This window comes from Prochlorococcus marinus str. MIT 1214, from assembly GCF_027359355.1.
Classification (GTDB): domain Bacteria; phylum Cyanobacteriota; class Cyanobacteriia; order PCC-6307; family Cyanobiaceae; genus Prochlorococcus_B; species Prochlorococcus_B marinus_F.
In genome coordinates this window covers 651144-667461 of sequence record NZ_CP114777.1, presented here as the reverse complement: position 1 = coordinate 667461, position 16318 = coordinate 651144, and the positions used below count along the sequence as shown (strand labels likewise).

Genomic DNA, 16318 nt, shown 5'->3' with positions numbered 1-16318 from the left:
TGTATTTTTCAAAGTGTATTAAAATATACATATTGAGTCTTTCATATTCCTTTAAGACTCTTTTTGTATTTTTAGCTACCTGTGAAATTAATAATTTGATTCATATTCAATATACTTATTTGGGGTTGATATGTTTAAAGATTACCAACCTAAAAAGGGATATGATGAATATTTTTCTTCTGATAATTATTTGCCAAGAACATCTCTAAAACCTTTGCTTTCCTCTTTAGGAAAGATGGGTCTAGATCAGTTGAATGTAAGTCATGAAATCGCAAGGAAGCTACTTCTTCGCCATGGAGCAACGTTCCGTCTAAATGAATCTGGTAACAAAGGTTCTGAAAGAATTCTTCCGTTTGACCCTCTGCCTAGAGTAATTGGTTCTTCTGAATGGTTAGATTTAGAGAGGGGACTAATACAAAGACTCGAAGCAATAGACTTATTTTTAGCCGATGTATATGGAAAACAACAAATAATTAAAGATGGGATTATCCCAAGAGATCTCATAGAGAGTTCTGATGGATGGCGACCTGAGATGAGGGGTTTTGTCTTACCACTAGGAAAATGGTGCCATGTATCTGGTCTAGACCTTATTAGAGATGGCAAAGGCGAGTGGCTCGTATTAGAGGATAATCTTCGCTGTCCTTCAGGTGTTGCTTATTTCTTAGAAAATAGATTAGTTATGAAAAGGGTTTTTCCCAGCCTTTTTAATGGAAGAGTAGTTAGACCTATTGATGATTATCCTTCTTATTTATTGAAATCTCTCCAGGAATTAGCAGTTTGGACGGATACTCCAAAAGTTGTTCTACTCACCCCTGGAGTTTTTAATAGTGCATATTTTGAGCACAGTTACTTAGCTCAACAAATGGGGATTCAATTAGTGGAGGGAAGTGATTTAGTTTGTAAGAATCAAAATGTTTATTTGAAAACCACTTCTGGTATCAAAAAAGTCGATGTAATTTATCGCCGAATAGATGATGATTATTTAGATCCTAAGTTCTTTAGAAAAGATTCAATGCTTGGAGTTCCAGGTCTTATTGATGTATTGAGAAAAGGTCGAGTTGCTATTGCAAATGCCCCTGGGACAGGACTTGCCGATGATAAATTAATTTATACTTTCGTTCCTGATATGATTAGGTATTATTTAAATGAAGAACCACGAATTAATAATGTTAAAACATATGTTTGTGCAAGATCAAGTGACCTGAACTTTGTACTAGAAAATCTTGATAAATTAGTTGTAAAAAGTGTATCAGAAGCAGGTGGCTATGGAATGTTAATCGGTCCACACTCTTCTCAAATAGATATTAATAAATTTTCAGCTAAAATAAAAGCTAATCCAAGAAATTATATAGCGCAACCAACATTAGATTTGTCTACAGTTCCATCACTTAGTGATGGTGAAGTTTATCCCTGTCATGTTGACTTAAGACCTTATGTGCTCAGAGGCAAGAATACTTGGGTAAGTCCTGGTGGATTAACAAGAGTAGCATTGAAAAGAGATTCTTTGATTGTTAATTCATCTCAAGGAGGAGGTTGTAAGGATACTTGGGTCGTTAGTAAATAATTAAAATGTTACTTAGTAGAGTCGCTGAATCACTTTATTGGATTAATAGATATCTGGAACGTGCAGAAAATATTTCTAGATTTGTTGAGGTAAGTGAGTCTATGGCACTAGATTGTCCTCCTGGTAGTGCTGAGCCTTGGTTGCCTCTGGTCGACGCTAGTGGAGATAGAAAGAAGTTTGATGAAAGTTATATAAATACAACTCCTAGTGATGTAACAAATTTTCTTATTAGAGATAGAGAAAATCCTAATAGTATTTTAAGTTGTATTTGTATGGCAAGAGAAAATGCTCGTCAAATAAGAGATGTGATTACTTCTGAAATGTGGGAACAAATTAATAGTTTATATTGGAGTATTCAAGAAGGAGAAGTGATATGGCATCAGCCTGCTCAAGAACAATTATTTGAGATTAGAAGAGGTTGTCAATTATTTTATGGAGTTACTGATGCTACTTTTAGTCATGATATCGCATGGGATTTTAGTAAATTAGGAAGATTAATTGAGCGAGCTGATAAAACTTCTAGGATATTAGATGTAAAATATTTTTTACTTTTACCAAATTTAAAAGAGCTTGGAGGAGCTTTAGATGAGCTTCAGTGGATTTCTTTATTACGATCAGCAGGAGCTTATCAGATGTTTAGGATATCTGAGCAAGGATCAATAACACCGAATGCGATTGCTAGCTTTTTGTTATTGGATCCTATTTTTCCAAGATCAGTTAGGTTTTGCCTTGAAGGCATTAATCAATCTTTGGGTAAGATTCAAAACGCTCCTGTTTCTGAAAAGCCAAATGATCTTGAATGCTTAATAGGCTTATTGCTTTCAAAATGGAGCTTTGTAAGAATCGATCACTTGATTAAAGATGGTTTACATGAAGCTATAGATAGTCTTCAAATTGATTTAAATAAATTACATGATCTTATACATGGGATTTATTTTAGAAATGATAAAAGATTTGATGTTGAATCTTTACAAGAATGAAAAAGAAAATAATTCATACATTAGTTTATACTTATGAAATTCCAGTAACACTTGATAATCATTTAATTTGTCTTAAACCAAGATCTAATAATTTTCAGAAATTATCAAATTTTGAACTTAAAATATACCCCTCTTCATATTCTATTTTCCCTTTGCTTTCAGAGAACGGAGATGATATTTTTAAAGTGGTTTTCACTGGGTCTACAAATTCTTTTACCATAAAGGCAGAAAGTGAAATAGAAACAAAGATTCATTCAGATTTATATCAGTTAAAAAATGATTATGACTTAAGTTTGCCTTTGAAGATTGAATCCAATAATTCATTGATTGGATTTATTAATGGATGGTTCCCTAATGGTCAACATGATCCTGCCGCAATTAAAATCGCCCAAGAGGCTTTGGTCGGAATAAATAATAATAATGTATTGGACTTTTTGTACCAATTAATTGAATTAATTAAAGATAGAGTTAAATATACTCCAAGGCATATTGGACATGCATGGACTTCTGGAAGAACTTTGAGCGAAAGAGTTGGCTCTTGTAGAGATTTAGCAATATTGTTGATGGAAACTTGTAGATGTGTTGGTATACCAAGTCGGTTTGTTAGCGGATATCAATTTATGGATGAACCTCCTGAAAAGTATGAACTACATGCATGGACAGAGGTCTATATACCTGGCTTTGGATGGAGAGGTTTTGACCCCACTGGTTCCGGACTTATTAATCATAATTATGTCGCTTTAGCTTCTTCTTCAAACTCTGAACTCGTAGCACCAGTTAGAGGAAGTTTCGTAGGGCCTTCTAAATTAAAAAGTGAACTACAGTGGAATATCGAGATTACTTAATTCACAAAAAACAAGATTACTATTTAAACTATTTATGCTAGCATAAATAGTTTAAATAGTAATCTAACTTCTTCTTTGGAGATGATCATTTCTCGTTAACATTTTATTGCTAATATAAAACAAATGATTATGATTGACCAAGTCATGTCTCTGGAAAAATGACTAAAAGTCAGTTTAATATAAAGATCTCAAAAGACTTATTGATTAGAGTTAAGCGACAGGCAATGATGTCGGGTAAAAGTCTAACTGAGCATATTACTCATTTAGTTACTAAGTCCTTATCTGATGATGATATTCAAAATAATGATTTGCCTTCAGTTAAAAAGATTAAGGATTTAGAAGAAAGATTGTTGTCTCTTGAATCTATAGTGAGTAATCGTGAATACTTAAGTCAAAAGTTAAAACCATTTACTAACTCTGAGGCCATCAATTGTACAAGATTTATGAGAGGTGTTTTTGATAAGGAATTCGAAAAAAGAAATTATGATGACAAATCTGAGGCGTTTGATGATTTTCTTCAGTCAGTAGAAGTTTATGATCAGTTAAACGAGTCATTTTCTAATCGATTGAAAGAAATAATGCTAAGCGATAAGCCATCTCCTTGGACAGGTAAAGAACTTAATGAATTAACAGGTGAGGATAAATGTAATTGTTCAATTAGAAGAGGCTTAATCAATTGGACTGGAAAAATAGAATGCCCTTAACAACAAGAAATATGTGATAAAGGAGAAGAGTTACTTCCTTTTTTTTAATTGTATATTAAACATCTTTTATAAGCTTTTCGCTTATCTCCCACAATTTTCTTCTTGAGGTTTGATTTAATGCTTTTGGCGCATTTCTACATATTTTTGGTAAACCTCTAAAGTTAAATTTAGGCCCATATTGTTCTCCTCCTTTAGCGCTAGGTAATGTAGCGGCAGATATTTGAGGCAATGCCCCCATTTTCGCGCTTTGAAACATGGGATCCATCAATTTATAAGCAAGTCCTTCTTTCCATGATTGATTAGCCTCAACGGACTTTGGCTGTAAGTTTGTACGTGCAAATCCTGGATGAGCTAGTAGTGAAGAGCTTTTTGAATTGCTTTCTTTAAGTTTTGAATCGAGTTCCAATCCAAACATTACGTTTGCAAGCTTGCTTTGCGCATATGAAGCCCACCGATCATATTTAAGACTTCCTTGTAAATCTTCCCATTGTATTTTGCCAAAATATTGAACCCCTGAGGTTACGGTCACAACTCTAGAATTATTTTTTTCTTCAAGCATGGACAATAATTCTAACGTTAAGCTCATATGAGCAAGATGATTAACAGCAAATTGTATTTCGAATCCTTGCTTGCTAAAAGTCTTTGGGGGAGCCATTATCCCAGCATTGTTAATTAAAACATCTAAGTAATCAAATTTATTTTTGATAAATTCAGCAAAGTTTTTAACATTTATTAAATCTGATAAATCTAATTCAACTAGTTCAATCTTTCCAGGAAAATTAAATCTTAAAAGTTCTTCTTTGGCTTTCTTTCCTTTGATTAGATTTCTGCAACACATAATTACTGTTGCCCCCCTTTCTAAAAGGAATTTTGATGTTTCGTAACCAAGACCACTATTTGCTCCAGTGATTAAAAATATTTTTCCATATTGCATTTGAATTTCATTTAATCTAACCATAATTCTCACGATATCTTCAATTACTATAATTATGATTTGACTTTTTTGTGGTAGGTGAAATTTATTATGTTTGAATTTATATAATATAAATTTATAAGATGTTAGATCATATTCAGTCTATAAAATGAAGTCCTAAATTTATAAAAGCCTGAGTTAGCATAATTCCAATATCTAAGATCTTCTTCTCTGTATATATAATTAATAATAATTTGATTTTGACTAGCGAATTTATTTATTAAATCTAGATTATGCCCAACTCCTGGGTAGATAACATCAATAAAATTGTGATCACAAAAAAGGATTTCTATGTCAGTTGATTTTAATACTTCTGAGTTTGGGATTAACTTATTTATATTGTCAATTAAACCTAGTTTAAATTTGCTTACTTTCTCGCTTAGCTCAAAGCCATCATTGATGATTCCATTACTAATTATATAAACTTTTGAGTATAAATTAAATAACTTAGATCTGTTCAGAATATTCATATCATTATCAAACATTAGTAGAATCTTACTAATAGTAAAATTTCTTTGAACTGGAATTTTATTTGATTGAAGAGGATTATATTTTATGATATTAATATTTTTCGATACGCTAAAGTGAGTCTTTCGGAATCGATTAATTGTGTACTTATCGATGTTTTTCTTGGATGCTAAGTAAGGCCTCTTATTTGTATGCATACCTGCTACCCATCTCCAGCTAAGGGTGTTTGATGAAGCGTCCCCATCAAAAAGATGTTTCATAAAAAACCTTGCTCCTAGTTGCCATGGAAGTCCTAAAGTAAAAATCCATATGCTTGCAAACCACATCCTTGAGTGATTATGTAAATAGTTATTATCTCTAAGCTCATCTATCCATGTATCAAAGCAATCTATACCTGTATTACCATCCATAGCATTATTTAAGTTAGAAAAATTTGAATTTTCTTTGAAATTTATATATTCAAACCATATTGATTTATGATTTTCAAGGTAACCCTTCCAATATATCCTCCAGAGAATTTCATCAGTATACTTTTTTGTCTTGTCAAATTTTTTTAATTTTTCAAGTATATCATATTCGTAAAGTATTCTATGAGATGTATATTTAGAAATATTAGAAACATTAGTTCGGTTTTCTATTCCGTAATCGTAATTTCTTAGCTCATGGTATGAAACAAGACGGTTGATAATAAAATCATCTAATACATCATTAGCCTCTTTAAAAATATTCATTAGAGTATTAATTTTAATTATTTTCTAATAATTGAAGTTCTTTTAATGCTTTTATAGCTTCTTTTATATGAGCTGGACCATTTAGAAGGTCTTCAAATATATGTTTGATAATTCCTTCAGAATTTATTATATAGGTTACTCTTCCTTCGATGAATCCTAGCTTTTTCTGTACCCCAAATTGTTTTCTAAGGATATTATTATGATCGCAAAGTAATGGATACTGAAGGTTATTTTTATTTGCAAATATAAGATGACTTTGACGATTACCATTGCTTATTCCCCAAACTTCAGCACCTAAAATTTTAAAAAGATCATATTTGTCTCGGAAGCCACAAGCTTCAATAGTACAACCAGGAGTATCGTCTTTTGGGTAAAAAAATAAAACCAGAGACTTTTTCAATTTATTTGATGTTCTGATGTTTCCATTTTGATCTTTTAAAGAAAACGATGGAATACTATCCCCGATTTTAAGCTTCACTATATAGATTAAAAATTAATTATAATTAATTCTTCTCTCTTCGAGAGCTCTTTTTTGGTGTAAGAACACCACCTAGACAAAGAAAAATAAGGACTGAAAATTCTGAATATCTTAGTTGAAATTATTAAGTAAGTTTAGACATGAAGTCATAAGCATTACGTCTATGATTCATTTTTTTATTAGGATCCATTTTTTCTAGATTTCTTAAAATCATAGACAATCGATATTGGCCCTTAAACTTATTTTTATAGTCATCTATGAATGTCCAAAAAAGACTATCCCAAATTGAGCACCAATCTTCAGATTTATAGTTAGACATTTTTAGGACATAATTAGAACCTGAAATATATGGTTTAGTTGTAAATAGTCCTCCATCTGAAAATTGACTCATTCCATAAACATTTGGAACCATAACCCAATCATATGAATCTATAAATAATTCCATAAACCATTTGTATACTTGATTAGGATGGAATCTGCATAGAAGCATTAAATTTCCAACTATCATTAGCCTTTCTATATGATGTGCATATCCGGTTTCTAAAATATTTTGTATTGAGTCATCCAAAGGCCTTATTCCTGTTTGACCAGTGTAAAAACTAGATGGTATTGGTTTATCCTCAAAATTCCAGAAGTTTCCATTTCTAAGTTCTAAACTATTTCGTTTATACATTAATAGGATGAATTCACGCCAGCCAATAATTTGTCTAATAAATCCTTCAAAGGAATTAATAGAAATATTATTTGATTGGTAAAAATCGCAAGATTTATCTATTATTTGGCTTGGAGTAAGTAAGCCAGAATTAATTAATGGAGAAAGAACACTATGCCAAAGGTTCCTATGATATGAATGTATTGCATCTTCGTAATCTCCAAATAGATTAAATCTTTCAATTAAAAAATCATCCAACCATTCTTCAGCATCTTTATGAGAAAGTGGATAATTAAATTTTTCTATCCTCCCATAATAATCTTTATAATTTATTGAAACTTCTTTCTTTGCTTTATCTAAGAATTTGTTATTTTTTATAATTGGGATTCTCGGTACTTTAATTGAATTTGGTAGCTTCTTTCTATTGATTTTGTCAAAACTCCATTTGCCCCCGGTTGGCGAACCATCTTTCTCAATTAGAATATTTAATTTTAGTCTTTGAAGTTTATAGAATTTCTGCATTCCATTAATTTTTTTTTGATTAAGGATTTCATCAGATATTTCTGGACAAGTTAAGAACATATCGTTTTTTCTTATTTCTAACTTTGTATTATTTTTCAAAGAGAAATCATTAATTCTTTTTTCTAGCGACCAATCAAACATTTCATAAGTAATGAAATAATTAAAACCTTTTGCTGCAATATAATTTAGATACTCTTCAGTTCTGCTTTCTTTTTTATGTTTTATATAAATCACATTAAAGCCATTCCTTTTAAGATTTTCTTCGTAGGAGTCCATACTGGCTTTGTGAAAAATTATTTTTTGACAATGAAATTTTTGTTTCCATTGAGAATCACAGCCAAAAAATAAGTTATCTTGGATTAAAGCAATATGTTTAATATCAGAAAATTGATTTTTTATTTTGAATAATTGATTTGGAAATACCAGGAATATTTTTCTCACTTTTTTGATTAATAAGTTAATTACTTCTTAGAAAATAATTAAGAAGTTGATTAATTCAAATTAACTCAAATCTTTTTTAAGTGTGAAAAATTAATCAATATAATTATTTTTGATTTTTTCTTCTTCTACATCTTTCTGAGCAATAAATGACATTTTCCCAATCTTTTGCCCATTTCTTTCTCCATTTAAAGTCTCTGTTGCACTTTGGGCAATTTTTTGTGGATTTAATTTTCACTTTTGGTTTGGTGACTTGAACCTTGGCTCGTAATTAGGGAACCCGTGCTTGGTTTTTCTTCCTGAGACTCTTTTTCTCCACATTCTGAATGAAGATGCTTTTAGATTAGAGCGCATTAAATGAATAACTTCTTTCTCTTTTAAATTAAATTGGAAGAGAATTGCTTCAAAAGGAGTTCTATCCTCCCATGCCATTTCGACGATGCGGTCAATATCAAGCGAACTTAGATCTTTAGGTATAATTTTTTACAAATCAATCTATAATCTAGAAGAGATTAAGATAAACATTGTGTACGTATAACCCTCAAATATTTTTGGATTTATAAAATCCATTTCCTCCAATTTGTTTTGGTTGTATGAAATTAATTATTTGTTCTCGCACTATGAGTTGATTTTTGTTATGACATTTCTGTTGATGGGAATTGAAGTCGAAGTTCGTTTCTCTGTCAACACTGGAAGAGTCCTTGCGCTCTTCCAGTAAATATTAAAATGTTGTAAAGGTTAAGTATATCTTATTGATTTTTCTAAATTAAATCAATTTGCTTATCTTATAAGTAAAACTTGTATTAATAAACACTAATTTGACTGTTAACTTTTACTTATATCTAGGTGTAAAATGATATTGTATTATTAATCAAACGACGTTTTCTTTCTTTTGTAGATAGTTAAATAGTCTACTAACTTGTAACCTGTAAAATATATATTCTCCCCCCTGATTTCACATGCAGACCTATGGAAATCCAGATGTCACCTATGGTTGGTGGGCTGGTAATTCAAGGGTTACTAACCGCGCCGGAAAGTTTATTGCAGCTCATGCAGGTCACACCGGCTTAATATCATTTGCTGCGGGAGCTAGCACTCTTTGGGAGTTGGCCAGGTTTGATCCTTCTATCGCTATGGGTCATCAAAGCTCTATTTTTCTTGCTCATCTTGCATCTATTGGGATTGGATTTGATGATGCAGGTGTCTGGACTGGGGCGAATGTTGCGTCTGTAGCAATTGTGCATATTATTGCTTCGCTTGTATATGCAGGAGGAGCTCTTTCTCACTCTCTTCTTTTTGATGGTGATTTAGCTGATGGACCAGGACCTACAACTGAAAAATTTAAGCTTGAATGGGACAATCCGGATAACTTGACATTCATTCTTGGTCACCATTTGATTTTCTTTGGTGTCGCTTGCATAGCATTTGTTGAATGGGCCAGAATTCACGGAATTTATGACCCTGCAATAGGAGCTGTTAGACAAGTTGAATACAACCTTAATCTGACCAATATTTGGAATCATCAATTTGATTTCTTGGCTATTGATAATCTTGAAGACGTTCTTGGTGGGCATGCATTTTTAGCATTTGTAGAGATAGCAGGTGGAGCATTTCATATCGCCACTAAGCAAGTAGGCGAATACACCGAATTCAAAGGAAAGAATATTCTTTCTGCTGAAGCGGTACTTTCTTTCTCTTTGGCCGGTATTGGTTGGATGGCTATTGTCGCAGCTTTCTGGTGCGCAACAAATACAACTGTTTATCCCGAGGCTTGGTATGGAGAACCTCTGGCTTTGAAATTTGGTATTTCTCCCTACTGGATTGATACCGCAGATCTAAGTGATAGCACTGCATTTGCAGGTCACACCACAAGAGCTGCATTAACCAATGTCCATTATTATTTTGGATTTTTCTTTTTACAAGGTCATTTATGGCATGCAATTCGTGCATTAGGCTTTGACTTTAGAAGAGTTACAAATGCTGTTGCGAGCTTAGATACCGCAAAAGTTACTCTTAATGGCTAGTTGATTTAATTATTGAATATTTAATAAAAAGCCCCGTATTTTTTTTTGCGGGGCTTTTTTTTTGATGTAATAAAAAAAATTGACTGATGTTAATCGAGGATTCTCAGTTTCCATCTGTCACTGCTTTTGTGGGGAAAATCAATGAACAATCACAGTTATTTTATTAATTAGTTTTGTGCATTAAATTGAAGACCTTTTACGATTTCAAGCAAATTTATTGCACTAAATGTAAGGTAGGTCGAATTTCGACTTCAATTTCCTAAATTATGCAGTCCTACGGAAACCCAGACGTCACTTACGGGTGGTGGGTTGGTAATTCTGTTGTAACAAATAAGTCAAGCCGATTTATTGGCTCGCATGTTGCTCATACAGGATTGATTTGTTTTGCAGCTGGTGCCAACACACTTTGGGAGCTCGCTAGATACAACCCAGATATTCCAATGGGACACCAGGGAATGGTGAGTATCCCACATCTTGCTTCTATTGGCATTGGATTTGACCCAACTGGAACAGTATTCGATGGCACATCAATTGCTTTTATCGGCGTATTCCATCTGATTTGTTCAATGGTATATGCGGGTGCAGGCCTATTGCATTCTTTGATCTTTAGCGAAGATACCCAAAATAGTTCAGGTTTGTTTGCTGATGATCGCCCTGAGCACCGTCAGGCAGCAAGATACAAGCTTGAATGGGATAATCCAGATAATCAGACTTTTATCCTGGGTCACCATTTGATTTTCTTTGGCGTTGCCTGTATTTGGTTTGTTGAGTGGGCTCGAATTCATGGTATTTATGATCCTGCCTTAGGAGCAGTTCGACAAGTCGAGTACAACTTAAATTTGACCAACATTTGGAATCATCAGTTTGATTTCTTGGCTATCGATAGTCTTGAGGATGTAATGGGTGGCCATGCATTTTTAGCATTTGTAGAGATAACAGGTGGAGCATTTCATATCGCTACTAAGCAAGTAGGCGAGTACACCGAATTCAAAGGAAAGAATATTCTTTCTGCTGAAGCTGTACTTTCATGGTCTCTTGCTGGTATTGGTTGGATGGCGATTATTGCAGCTTTCTGGTGTGCAACAAATACAACTGTTTATCCCGAAGCCTGGTATGGAGAAACATTAGCTCTTAAATTTGGTATATCTCCTTATTGGATTGATACTGCTGATATGACTGGTGTTGTTAGTGGCCATACTTCAAGAGCTTGGCTAACAAATGTTCACTACTACCTTGGTTTTTTCTTCATTCAAGGTCACCTTTGGCATGCAATACGTGCTTTAGGCTTTGATTTCAAGAAGGTTACTGATTCAATTAGTAATCTTGATAACGCTAGGGTTACTCTTTCTGATTGATAATTGGTTTTTAAGATTCCAAATAAAAAAGAGCCTCGTCATTAGACGAGGCTCTTTTTTTATTTGAAAAAAATTAAAAGATTTTAAATTCCTTTAGTTTTTATAGTTTTCAGGCTTAGCCCAAGGATCGATCCTTTTTGAATCATCAGAATAATAGAAGAATTGAGATGCTCCAAATACTGCTCCAAGACCACAAAGAGCTGCGGCTATATTAAATCCACCGGATGGTTTGATTAAACCAATATCTGATGGGTGTGGAAGTTGAGTGGCAAAATCAAGAAGGTGAGAAAAATCAATCATTGAGTAAAAAAATTGTTTTTATTGTTAACCCAGGTGGCCACTATGCCAAACCCGTGTTTCAGGATAATACATTAATTTGAGAACTAACTTTGAAAAACAAAATTTTCTTAGTCATTTAAAATCCTTTTGGTCGTGATTTCTTTTCAGGAGGGAGTTCGCCATCAACTTTTGCTTTTTGCCTGTAATTCTTTTGAAAAAAATAAAAAACCACTGCTAAAAGACAAACTCCAAGTAGCACAAACCAAATTATTGTTGCTATGAAAGGAAGTCCATGAAGATCTTGTAGTTCAAGTTGTAAAGCAGATTTCATTTTTGATATTTAAATTTTTCTTGAGTATTTCCATGAAAACCTAGTTTAGTTGCGGGTTAAGCCAATTTGAAGAAAAAAAACTTTACTACTTCTGAATAAGACCTTATTACTAATAGTAGTTTTTGAATTGAGCTGCCTGTAAGGTGTGCTCACCGTATTACGCCAAAATTCTTAAATCATGCAGACCTACGGAAACCCGGATGTCACCTATGGTTGGTGGGCTGGAAACGCTGGGGTTACTAACAAATCTGGTAAATTCATTGCTGCTCACATTGCGCATACTGGGCTAATAGCCTTTGCTGCAGGTGGAAGTACTCTTTGGGAACTAGCAAGATATAACCCTGAGATCCCAATGGGACATCAGAGTTCTATCTTTCTTGCTCATTTAGCTTCAATTGGTATTGGCTTTGACGAGGCTGGTGCTTGGACAGGGGCAGGAGTCGCTTCGATTGCTATCGTACATTTGGTTCTTTCCATGGTTTATGGAGCCGGTGGTTTATTGCATTCAGTGCTATTCGTTGGCGATATGCAAGATTCAGAGGTTCCTCAAGCTAGAAAATTCAAGCTTGAGTGGGACAACCCAGATAATCAGACATTTATTCTTGGACACCATTTGCTTTTCTTTGGTGTCGCATGTATATGGTTCGTTGAATGGGCACGAATTCATGGAATTTATGATCCTGCAATAGGAGCTGTTAGACAAGTTGAGTACAACCTTAATTTGACTAACATTTGGAACCATCAGTTTGACTTCCTGGCTATCGATAGTCTTGAAGATGTCCTAGGCGGGCATGCTTTCTTGGCTTTCATAGAAATCACAGGTGGAGCTTTTCATATCGCAACCAAGCAAGTTGGTGAATACACCAAATTCAAAGGAGCTGGTCTTCTTTCAGCAGAATCAATTCTTTCATTCTCTTGTGCTGGTATTGGTTGGATGGCTGTAGTGGCAGCTTTCTGGTGTGCTCAGAACACAACAGTTTACCCTGAAGCTTGGTACGGAGAAGCTTTGATCTTAAAGTTTGGTATTGCTCCTTATTGGATTGATAGTGTTGATCTTTCAGGAGGTCCTGCTTTCTTTGGCCATACAACTAGGGCTGCTCTAGCAAATGTTCATTATTACTTTGGATTTTTCTTCCTTCAAGGTCATCTATGGCATGCTTTAAGAGCTATGGGATTTGACTTTAAGAAAGTTCTTAAAGAACCTCTTCCAGCTCAGCTTTATTGATTAGAAAAAAACAACATGTTTTTAAAGAGGAGATTTATCTCCTCTTTTTTTTTGCAAATTTTTATCTTTTGATTTCGATCGAAAAAAAAATTATTGGTTTTACAACGTTGAAATTTTTAATATCAAATATTGTTAGATCTTGTGGATTGAGCTTTTTTGAATGATTAGTGGAGGATTTGACTTGTTTAAATCAAGCTATGATTAGACTTTGGAAGATTTTTACTATTTCATCGAGTTAATATCTCAGCATCCATAAAATCGTTTTTATTTTTGAAATGGGCAAAAATAGTCAAACTAAATAACGACCTCTAACTATTTTGCACATATCATTTCAGCAGCGTGTAATCTGCACGCATATTTCGCCTGTATCGCTTAAAAAATTATGCAGAGCTATGGAAATCCAGATGTTACCTATGATTGGTGGGCTGGTAATTCTGTGGTCACCAACCGCTCAGGCCGATTTATAGCCTCCCATATAGGGCATACAGGCTTAATCGCATTTGCGGCTGGTGGAAGCACCCTTTGGGAGCTTGCCCGCTACAACCCTGATATTGCAATGGGGCATCAGAGCTCACTATTCTTGGCTCATTTGGCTTCAATTGGAATTGGTTTCAATGAAGCAGGAGCATGGACAGGTGTAGGAGTAGCTGCAATAGCTATTGTCCATTTGGTCTTGTCAATGGTTTATGGAGGAGGAGCTCTCTTGCATGCAGTCTATTTTGAGGCTGACGTTGAAGAAAGCGAAGTGCCTCGCGCTAGAAAATTCAAACTTGAATGGGAAAATCCCGATAATCAAACTTTTATTCTTGGTCACCATTTGTTTTTCTTTGGTGTTGCATGTATATGGTTTGTGGAATGGGCAAGGATACATGGCATATACGATCCTGCGATAGGAGCTGTTCGCCAGGTCAATTACAACCTTGACTTGACAATGATTTGGGATAGACAGTTCGATTTCATTGAAATTGATAGTCTTGAAGATGTTATGGGTGGACATGCATTCTTGGCTTTTGCTGAATTGACAGGTGCAACTATTCATATGGTTGCTGGTTCAACTCAATGGGAAAACAAGAGACTTGGAGAATGGAGTAAATTCAAAGGAGCTGAATTGCTCTCAGCAGAAGCTGTACTTTCATGGTCTCTTGCCGGTATTGGTTGGATGGCTATTGTTGCTGCTTTCTGGGCTGCAACTAATACAACCGTATATCCAACAGAGTGGTTTGGGGAACCATTGAAATTACAGTTCTCTGTGGCCCCTTATTGGGTTGATACTGGAGACCTTTCTGATTCCACCGCTTTCTTTGGTCACTCAACCAGAGCTGCTTTGGTAAATGTTCACTACTACTTTGGTTTCTTCTTCTTACAAGGCCATTTTTGGCATGCTCTTCGTGCTTTAGGATTTGACTTCAAGAAAGTTGCTGATGCTATTGGTAACAGTCAAGGCGCAACAGTTCGAGTTGAAGGTGCAGGTTTTAATGGAAGAGCACCAAGATAAATTCAATTTAAAAATAAAAAATACCTCCCTTTGGGGGGTATTTTTTTTTGTTTTTTTTCAGTAAAAACTGATTTTTTGGTAAAAAAAGATAGATACCTATAAAGACCTCTAACTATTCTGGTAAAAACAATTGCAATAAGTGTATGGTACCCAAAATTTCGACTTTAATTCCTTAATTATGCAGACCTACGGAAATCCGGACGTCACCTATGGGTGGTGGGTTGGTAATTCTGTGGTGACCAATCGCGCAGGTCGATTCATAGGGTCACATATAGGCCACACAGGTCTTATTTGCTTTGCAGCCGGTGGAAGCACCCTTTGGGAGCTTGCTCGCTACAACCCAGAAATACCAATGGGACATCAAAGTTCCATATTCCTTGCTCATTTAGCCTCTCTTGGAATTGGCTTTGATGAAGCTGGTGTATGGACTGGCGCTGGTGTAGCAACAATTGCTATTTTCCATTTGATTTTTTCAGCTGTATATGGAACTGCTGGATTAGCACATTCACTTTTATTTGATCCGGACTTGAAAGATGGTCCAGTCCCTACCACTAAGAAATTCAAACTTGAATGGGACAATCCAGATAATTTGACATTCATTCTTGGTCATCATTTGATTTTCTTTGGGGTTGCAAATATTTGGTTCGTTGAGTGGGCAAGATGGCATGGGATTTATGACCCGGCTATAGGCGAAATCAGAACAATCTTCCCTGGATATGGTGATTTTGGAATGGTTTACGGGCATCAGTTCGACTTCTTAACCATTGACAGCCTTGAAGAAGTAATGAGCGGACATGCATTCTTGGCATTCGTTCAAATAAGTGGTGGTGCATGGCACATAGCTACAAAACAACTAGGCGAATACACTGAATTCAAAGGTAAAGGATTGCTCTCAGCAGAAGCTGTACTTTCATGGTCTCTTGCTGGTATTGGTTGGATGGCAATTGTTGCGGCATTCTGGTGTGCTCAAAATACAACTGTTTATCCTATTGATTGGTATGGAGAGCCTTTAGCTTTGAAATTTGGAATTTCTCCTTATTGGGTAGACACAGGAGATGTTTCAGATAGCACAGCGTTTTTAGGCCATACAACTAGAGCAGCATTGTCCAATGTTCACTATTACTTTGGATTTTTCTTTATTCAAGGTCATATCTGGCATGCTCTTAGAGCAATGGGCTTTGATTTCCGTCGTGTTGTTGGATCAGTCGCCTCTCTAGCATCAACTGAGAGCTAGTAGATTTAATCGCAAATTTC

17 protein-coding genes are annotated in these 16318 nt (G+C 34.7%); 9 read left to right on the top strand and 8 right to left on the bottom strand.

The window, feature by feature from the left end:
• Window positions 1-130: 130 nt before the first annotated feature.
• The 4 genes from O5639_RS04130 to O5639_RS04115 all read left to right on the top strand — a co-directional run bounded on the left by O5639_RS04130 (window position 131) and on the right by O5639_RS04115 (window position 4093).
• Window positions 131-1564, top strand: a complete 1434-nt coding sequence (locus O5639_RS04130) for a circularly permuted type 2 ATP-grasp protein (RefSeq protein WP_269625215.1) — start codon at window positions 131-133, stop codon at window positions 1562-1564.
• Window positions 1565-1569: 5 nt separating this feature from the next.
• Window positions 1570-2544, top strand: coding sequence for an alpha-E domain-containing protein (locus O5639_RS04125; RefSeq protein ID WP_269625214.1), 975 nt, complete (start codon window positions 1570-1572; stop codon window positions 2542-2544).
• A complete protein-coding gene (locus O5639_RS04120; protein ID WP_269625213.1) occupies window positions 2541-3389 on the top strand; it encodes a transglutaminase family protein in 849 nt (282 codons plus the stop codon). Before O5639_RS04125 ends, O5639_RS04120 begins: the two co-directional genes overlap by 4 nt.
• 158 nt (window positions 3390-3547) lie before the next feature.
• Window positions 3548-4093 (top strand): hypothetical protein, encoded by a 546-nt coding sequence (locus O5639_RS04115; RefSeq protein ID WP_269625212.1) that lies wholly within the window; start codon window positions 3548-3550, stop codon window positions 4091-4093.
• A gap of 55 nt (window positions 4094-4148) precedes the next feature.
• On the opposite strand, the gene O5639_RS04110 is transcribed toward O5639_RS04115, so the two are convergent.
• The 6 genes from O5639_RS04110 to O5639_RS04085 all read right to left on the bottom strand — a co-directional run bounded on the left by O5639_RS04110 (window position 4149) and on the right by O5639_RS04085 (window position 8832).
• Window positions 4149-5051, bottom strand: coding sequence for an oxidoreductase (locus O5639_RS04110; RefSeq protein ID WP_269625211.1), 903 nt, complete (start codon window positions 5049-5051; stop codon window positions 4149-4151).
• Window positions 5052-5152: 101 nt separating this feature from the next.
• Window positions 5153-6265: an FAD-binding domain-containing protein gene (locus O5639_RS04105; protein WP_269625210.1), complete on the bottom strand. Its 1113-nt coding sequence runs from the start codon at window positions 6263-6265 to the stop codon at window positions 5153-5155.
• A gap of 13 nt (window positions 6266-6278) precedes the next feature.
• On the bottom strand, window positions 6279-6743 hold the full coding sequence (locus O5639_RS04100) for a peroxiredoxin (protein WP_269625209.1): 465 nt from the start codon (window positions 6741-6743) through the stop codon (window positions 6279-6281).
• 124 nt (window positions 6744-6867) lie between these two features.
• Window positions 6868-8358, bottom strand: coding sequence for a cryptochrome/photolyase family protein (locus tag O5639_RS04095; protein ID WP_269625208.1), 1491 nt, complete (start codon window positions 8356-8358; stop codon window positions 6868-6870).
• 103 nt (window positions 8359-8461) lie between these two features.
• Window positions 8462-8593 (bottom strand): DUF2256 domain-containing protein, encoded by a 132-nt coding sequence (locus tag O5639_RS04090; RefSeq protein WP_269625207.1) that lies wholly within the window; start codon window positions 8591-8593, stop codon window positions 8462-8464.
• Window positions 8590-8832 carry a TIGR03643 family protein gene (locus tag O5639_RS04085; RefSeq protein WP_269625514.1) on the bottom strand — a complete coding sequence of 81 codons (243 nt, stop codon included), beginning with the start codon at window positions 8830-8832 and terminating at the stop codon, window positions 8590-8592. The genes O5639_RS04090 and O5639_RS04085 overlap by 4 nt, the downstream gene beginning before the upstream one ends.
• Before the next feature lie 482 nt (window positions 8833-9314).
• Here O5639_RS04085 and O5639_RS04080 point away from each other — a divergent pair, with 482 nt between their 5' ends.
• Both O5639_RS04080 and O5639_RS04075 read left to right on the top strand, forming a co-directional pair.
• A complete protein-coding gene (locus tag O5639_RS04080) occupies window positions 9315-10379 on the top strand; it encodes a chlorophyll a/b binding light-harvesting protein (protein ID WP_269625206.1) in 1065 nt (354 codons plus the stop codon).
• 266 nt (window positions 10380-10645) lie between these two features.
• The gene (locus O5639_RS04075; protein ID WP_269625205.1) at window positions 10646-11734 is read left to right on the top strand and encodes a chlorophyll a/b binding light-harvesting protein; all 1089 of its coding nucleotides are present in this window, start codon (window positions 10646-10648) and stop codon (window positions 11732-11734) included.
• A 93-nt stretch (window positions 11735-11827) separates the two neighbouring features.
• Here the strand turns inward: O5639_RS04075 and O5639_RS04070 are convergent, their stop codons facing one another.
• Together O5639_RS04070 and O5639_RS04065 are read right to left on the bottom strand one after the other, a co-directional pair.
• Window positions 11828-12034, bottom strand: a complete 207-nt coding sequence (locus tag O5639_RS04070) for a hypothetical protein (RefSeq protein ID WP_269610939.1) — start codon at window positions 12032-12034, stop codon at window positions 11828-11830.
• 115 nt (window positions 12035-12149) lie between these two features.
• Window positions 12150-12344: a hypothetical protein gene (locus tag O5639_RS04065; protein WP_269625204.1), complete on the bottom strand. Its 195-nt coding sequence runs from the start codon at window positions 12342-12344 to the stop codon at window positions 12150-12152.
• A gap of 178 nt (window positions 12345-12522) precedes the next feature.
• Between O5639_RS04065 and O5639_RS04060 the strand changes: the two genes are divergently transcribed.
• From O5639_RS04060 to O5639_RS04050, 3 genes are all read left to right on the top strand, one after another.
• Window positions 12523-13569, top strand: coding sequence for a chlorophyll a/b binding light-harvesting protein (locus tag O5639_RS04060; protein ID WP_269625203.1), 1047 nt, complete (start codon window positions 12523-12525; stop codon window positions 13567-13569).
• Between the two features lie 382 nt (window positions 13570-13951).
• Window positions 13952-15064 (top strand): chlorophyll a/b binding light-harvesting protein, encoded by a 1113-nt coding sequence (locus O5639_RS04055; RefSeq protein ID WP_269625202.1) that lies wholly within the window; start codon window positions 13952-13954, stop codon window positions 15062-15064.
• A gap of 178 nt (window positions 15065-15242) precedes the next feature.
• Window positions 15243-16298 carry a chlorophyll a/b binding light-harvesting protein gene (locus O5639_RS04050; RefSeq protein ID WP_269625201.1) on the top strand — a complete coding sequence of 352 codons (1056 nt, stop codon included), beginning with the start codon at window positions 15243-15245 and terminating at the stop codon, window positions 16296-16298.
• The last annotated feature ends 20 nt before the right edge of the window (window positions 16299-16318 follow it).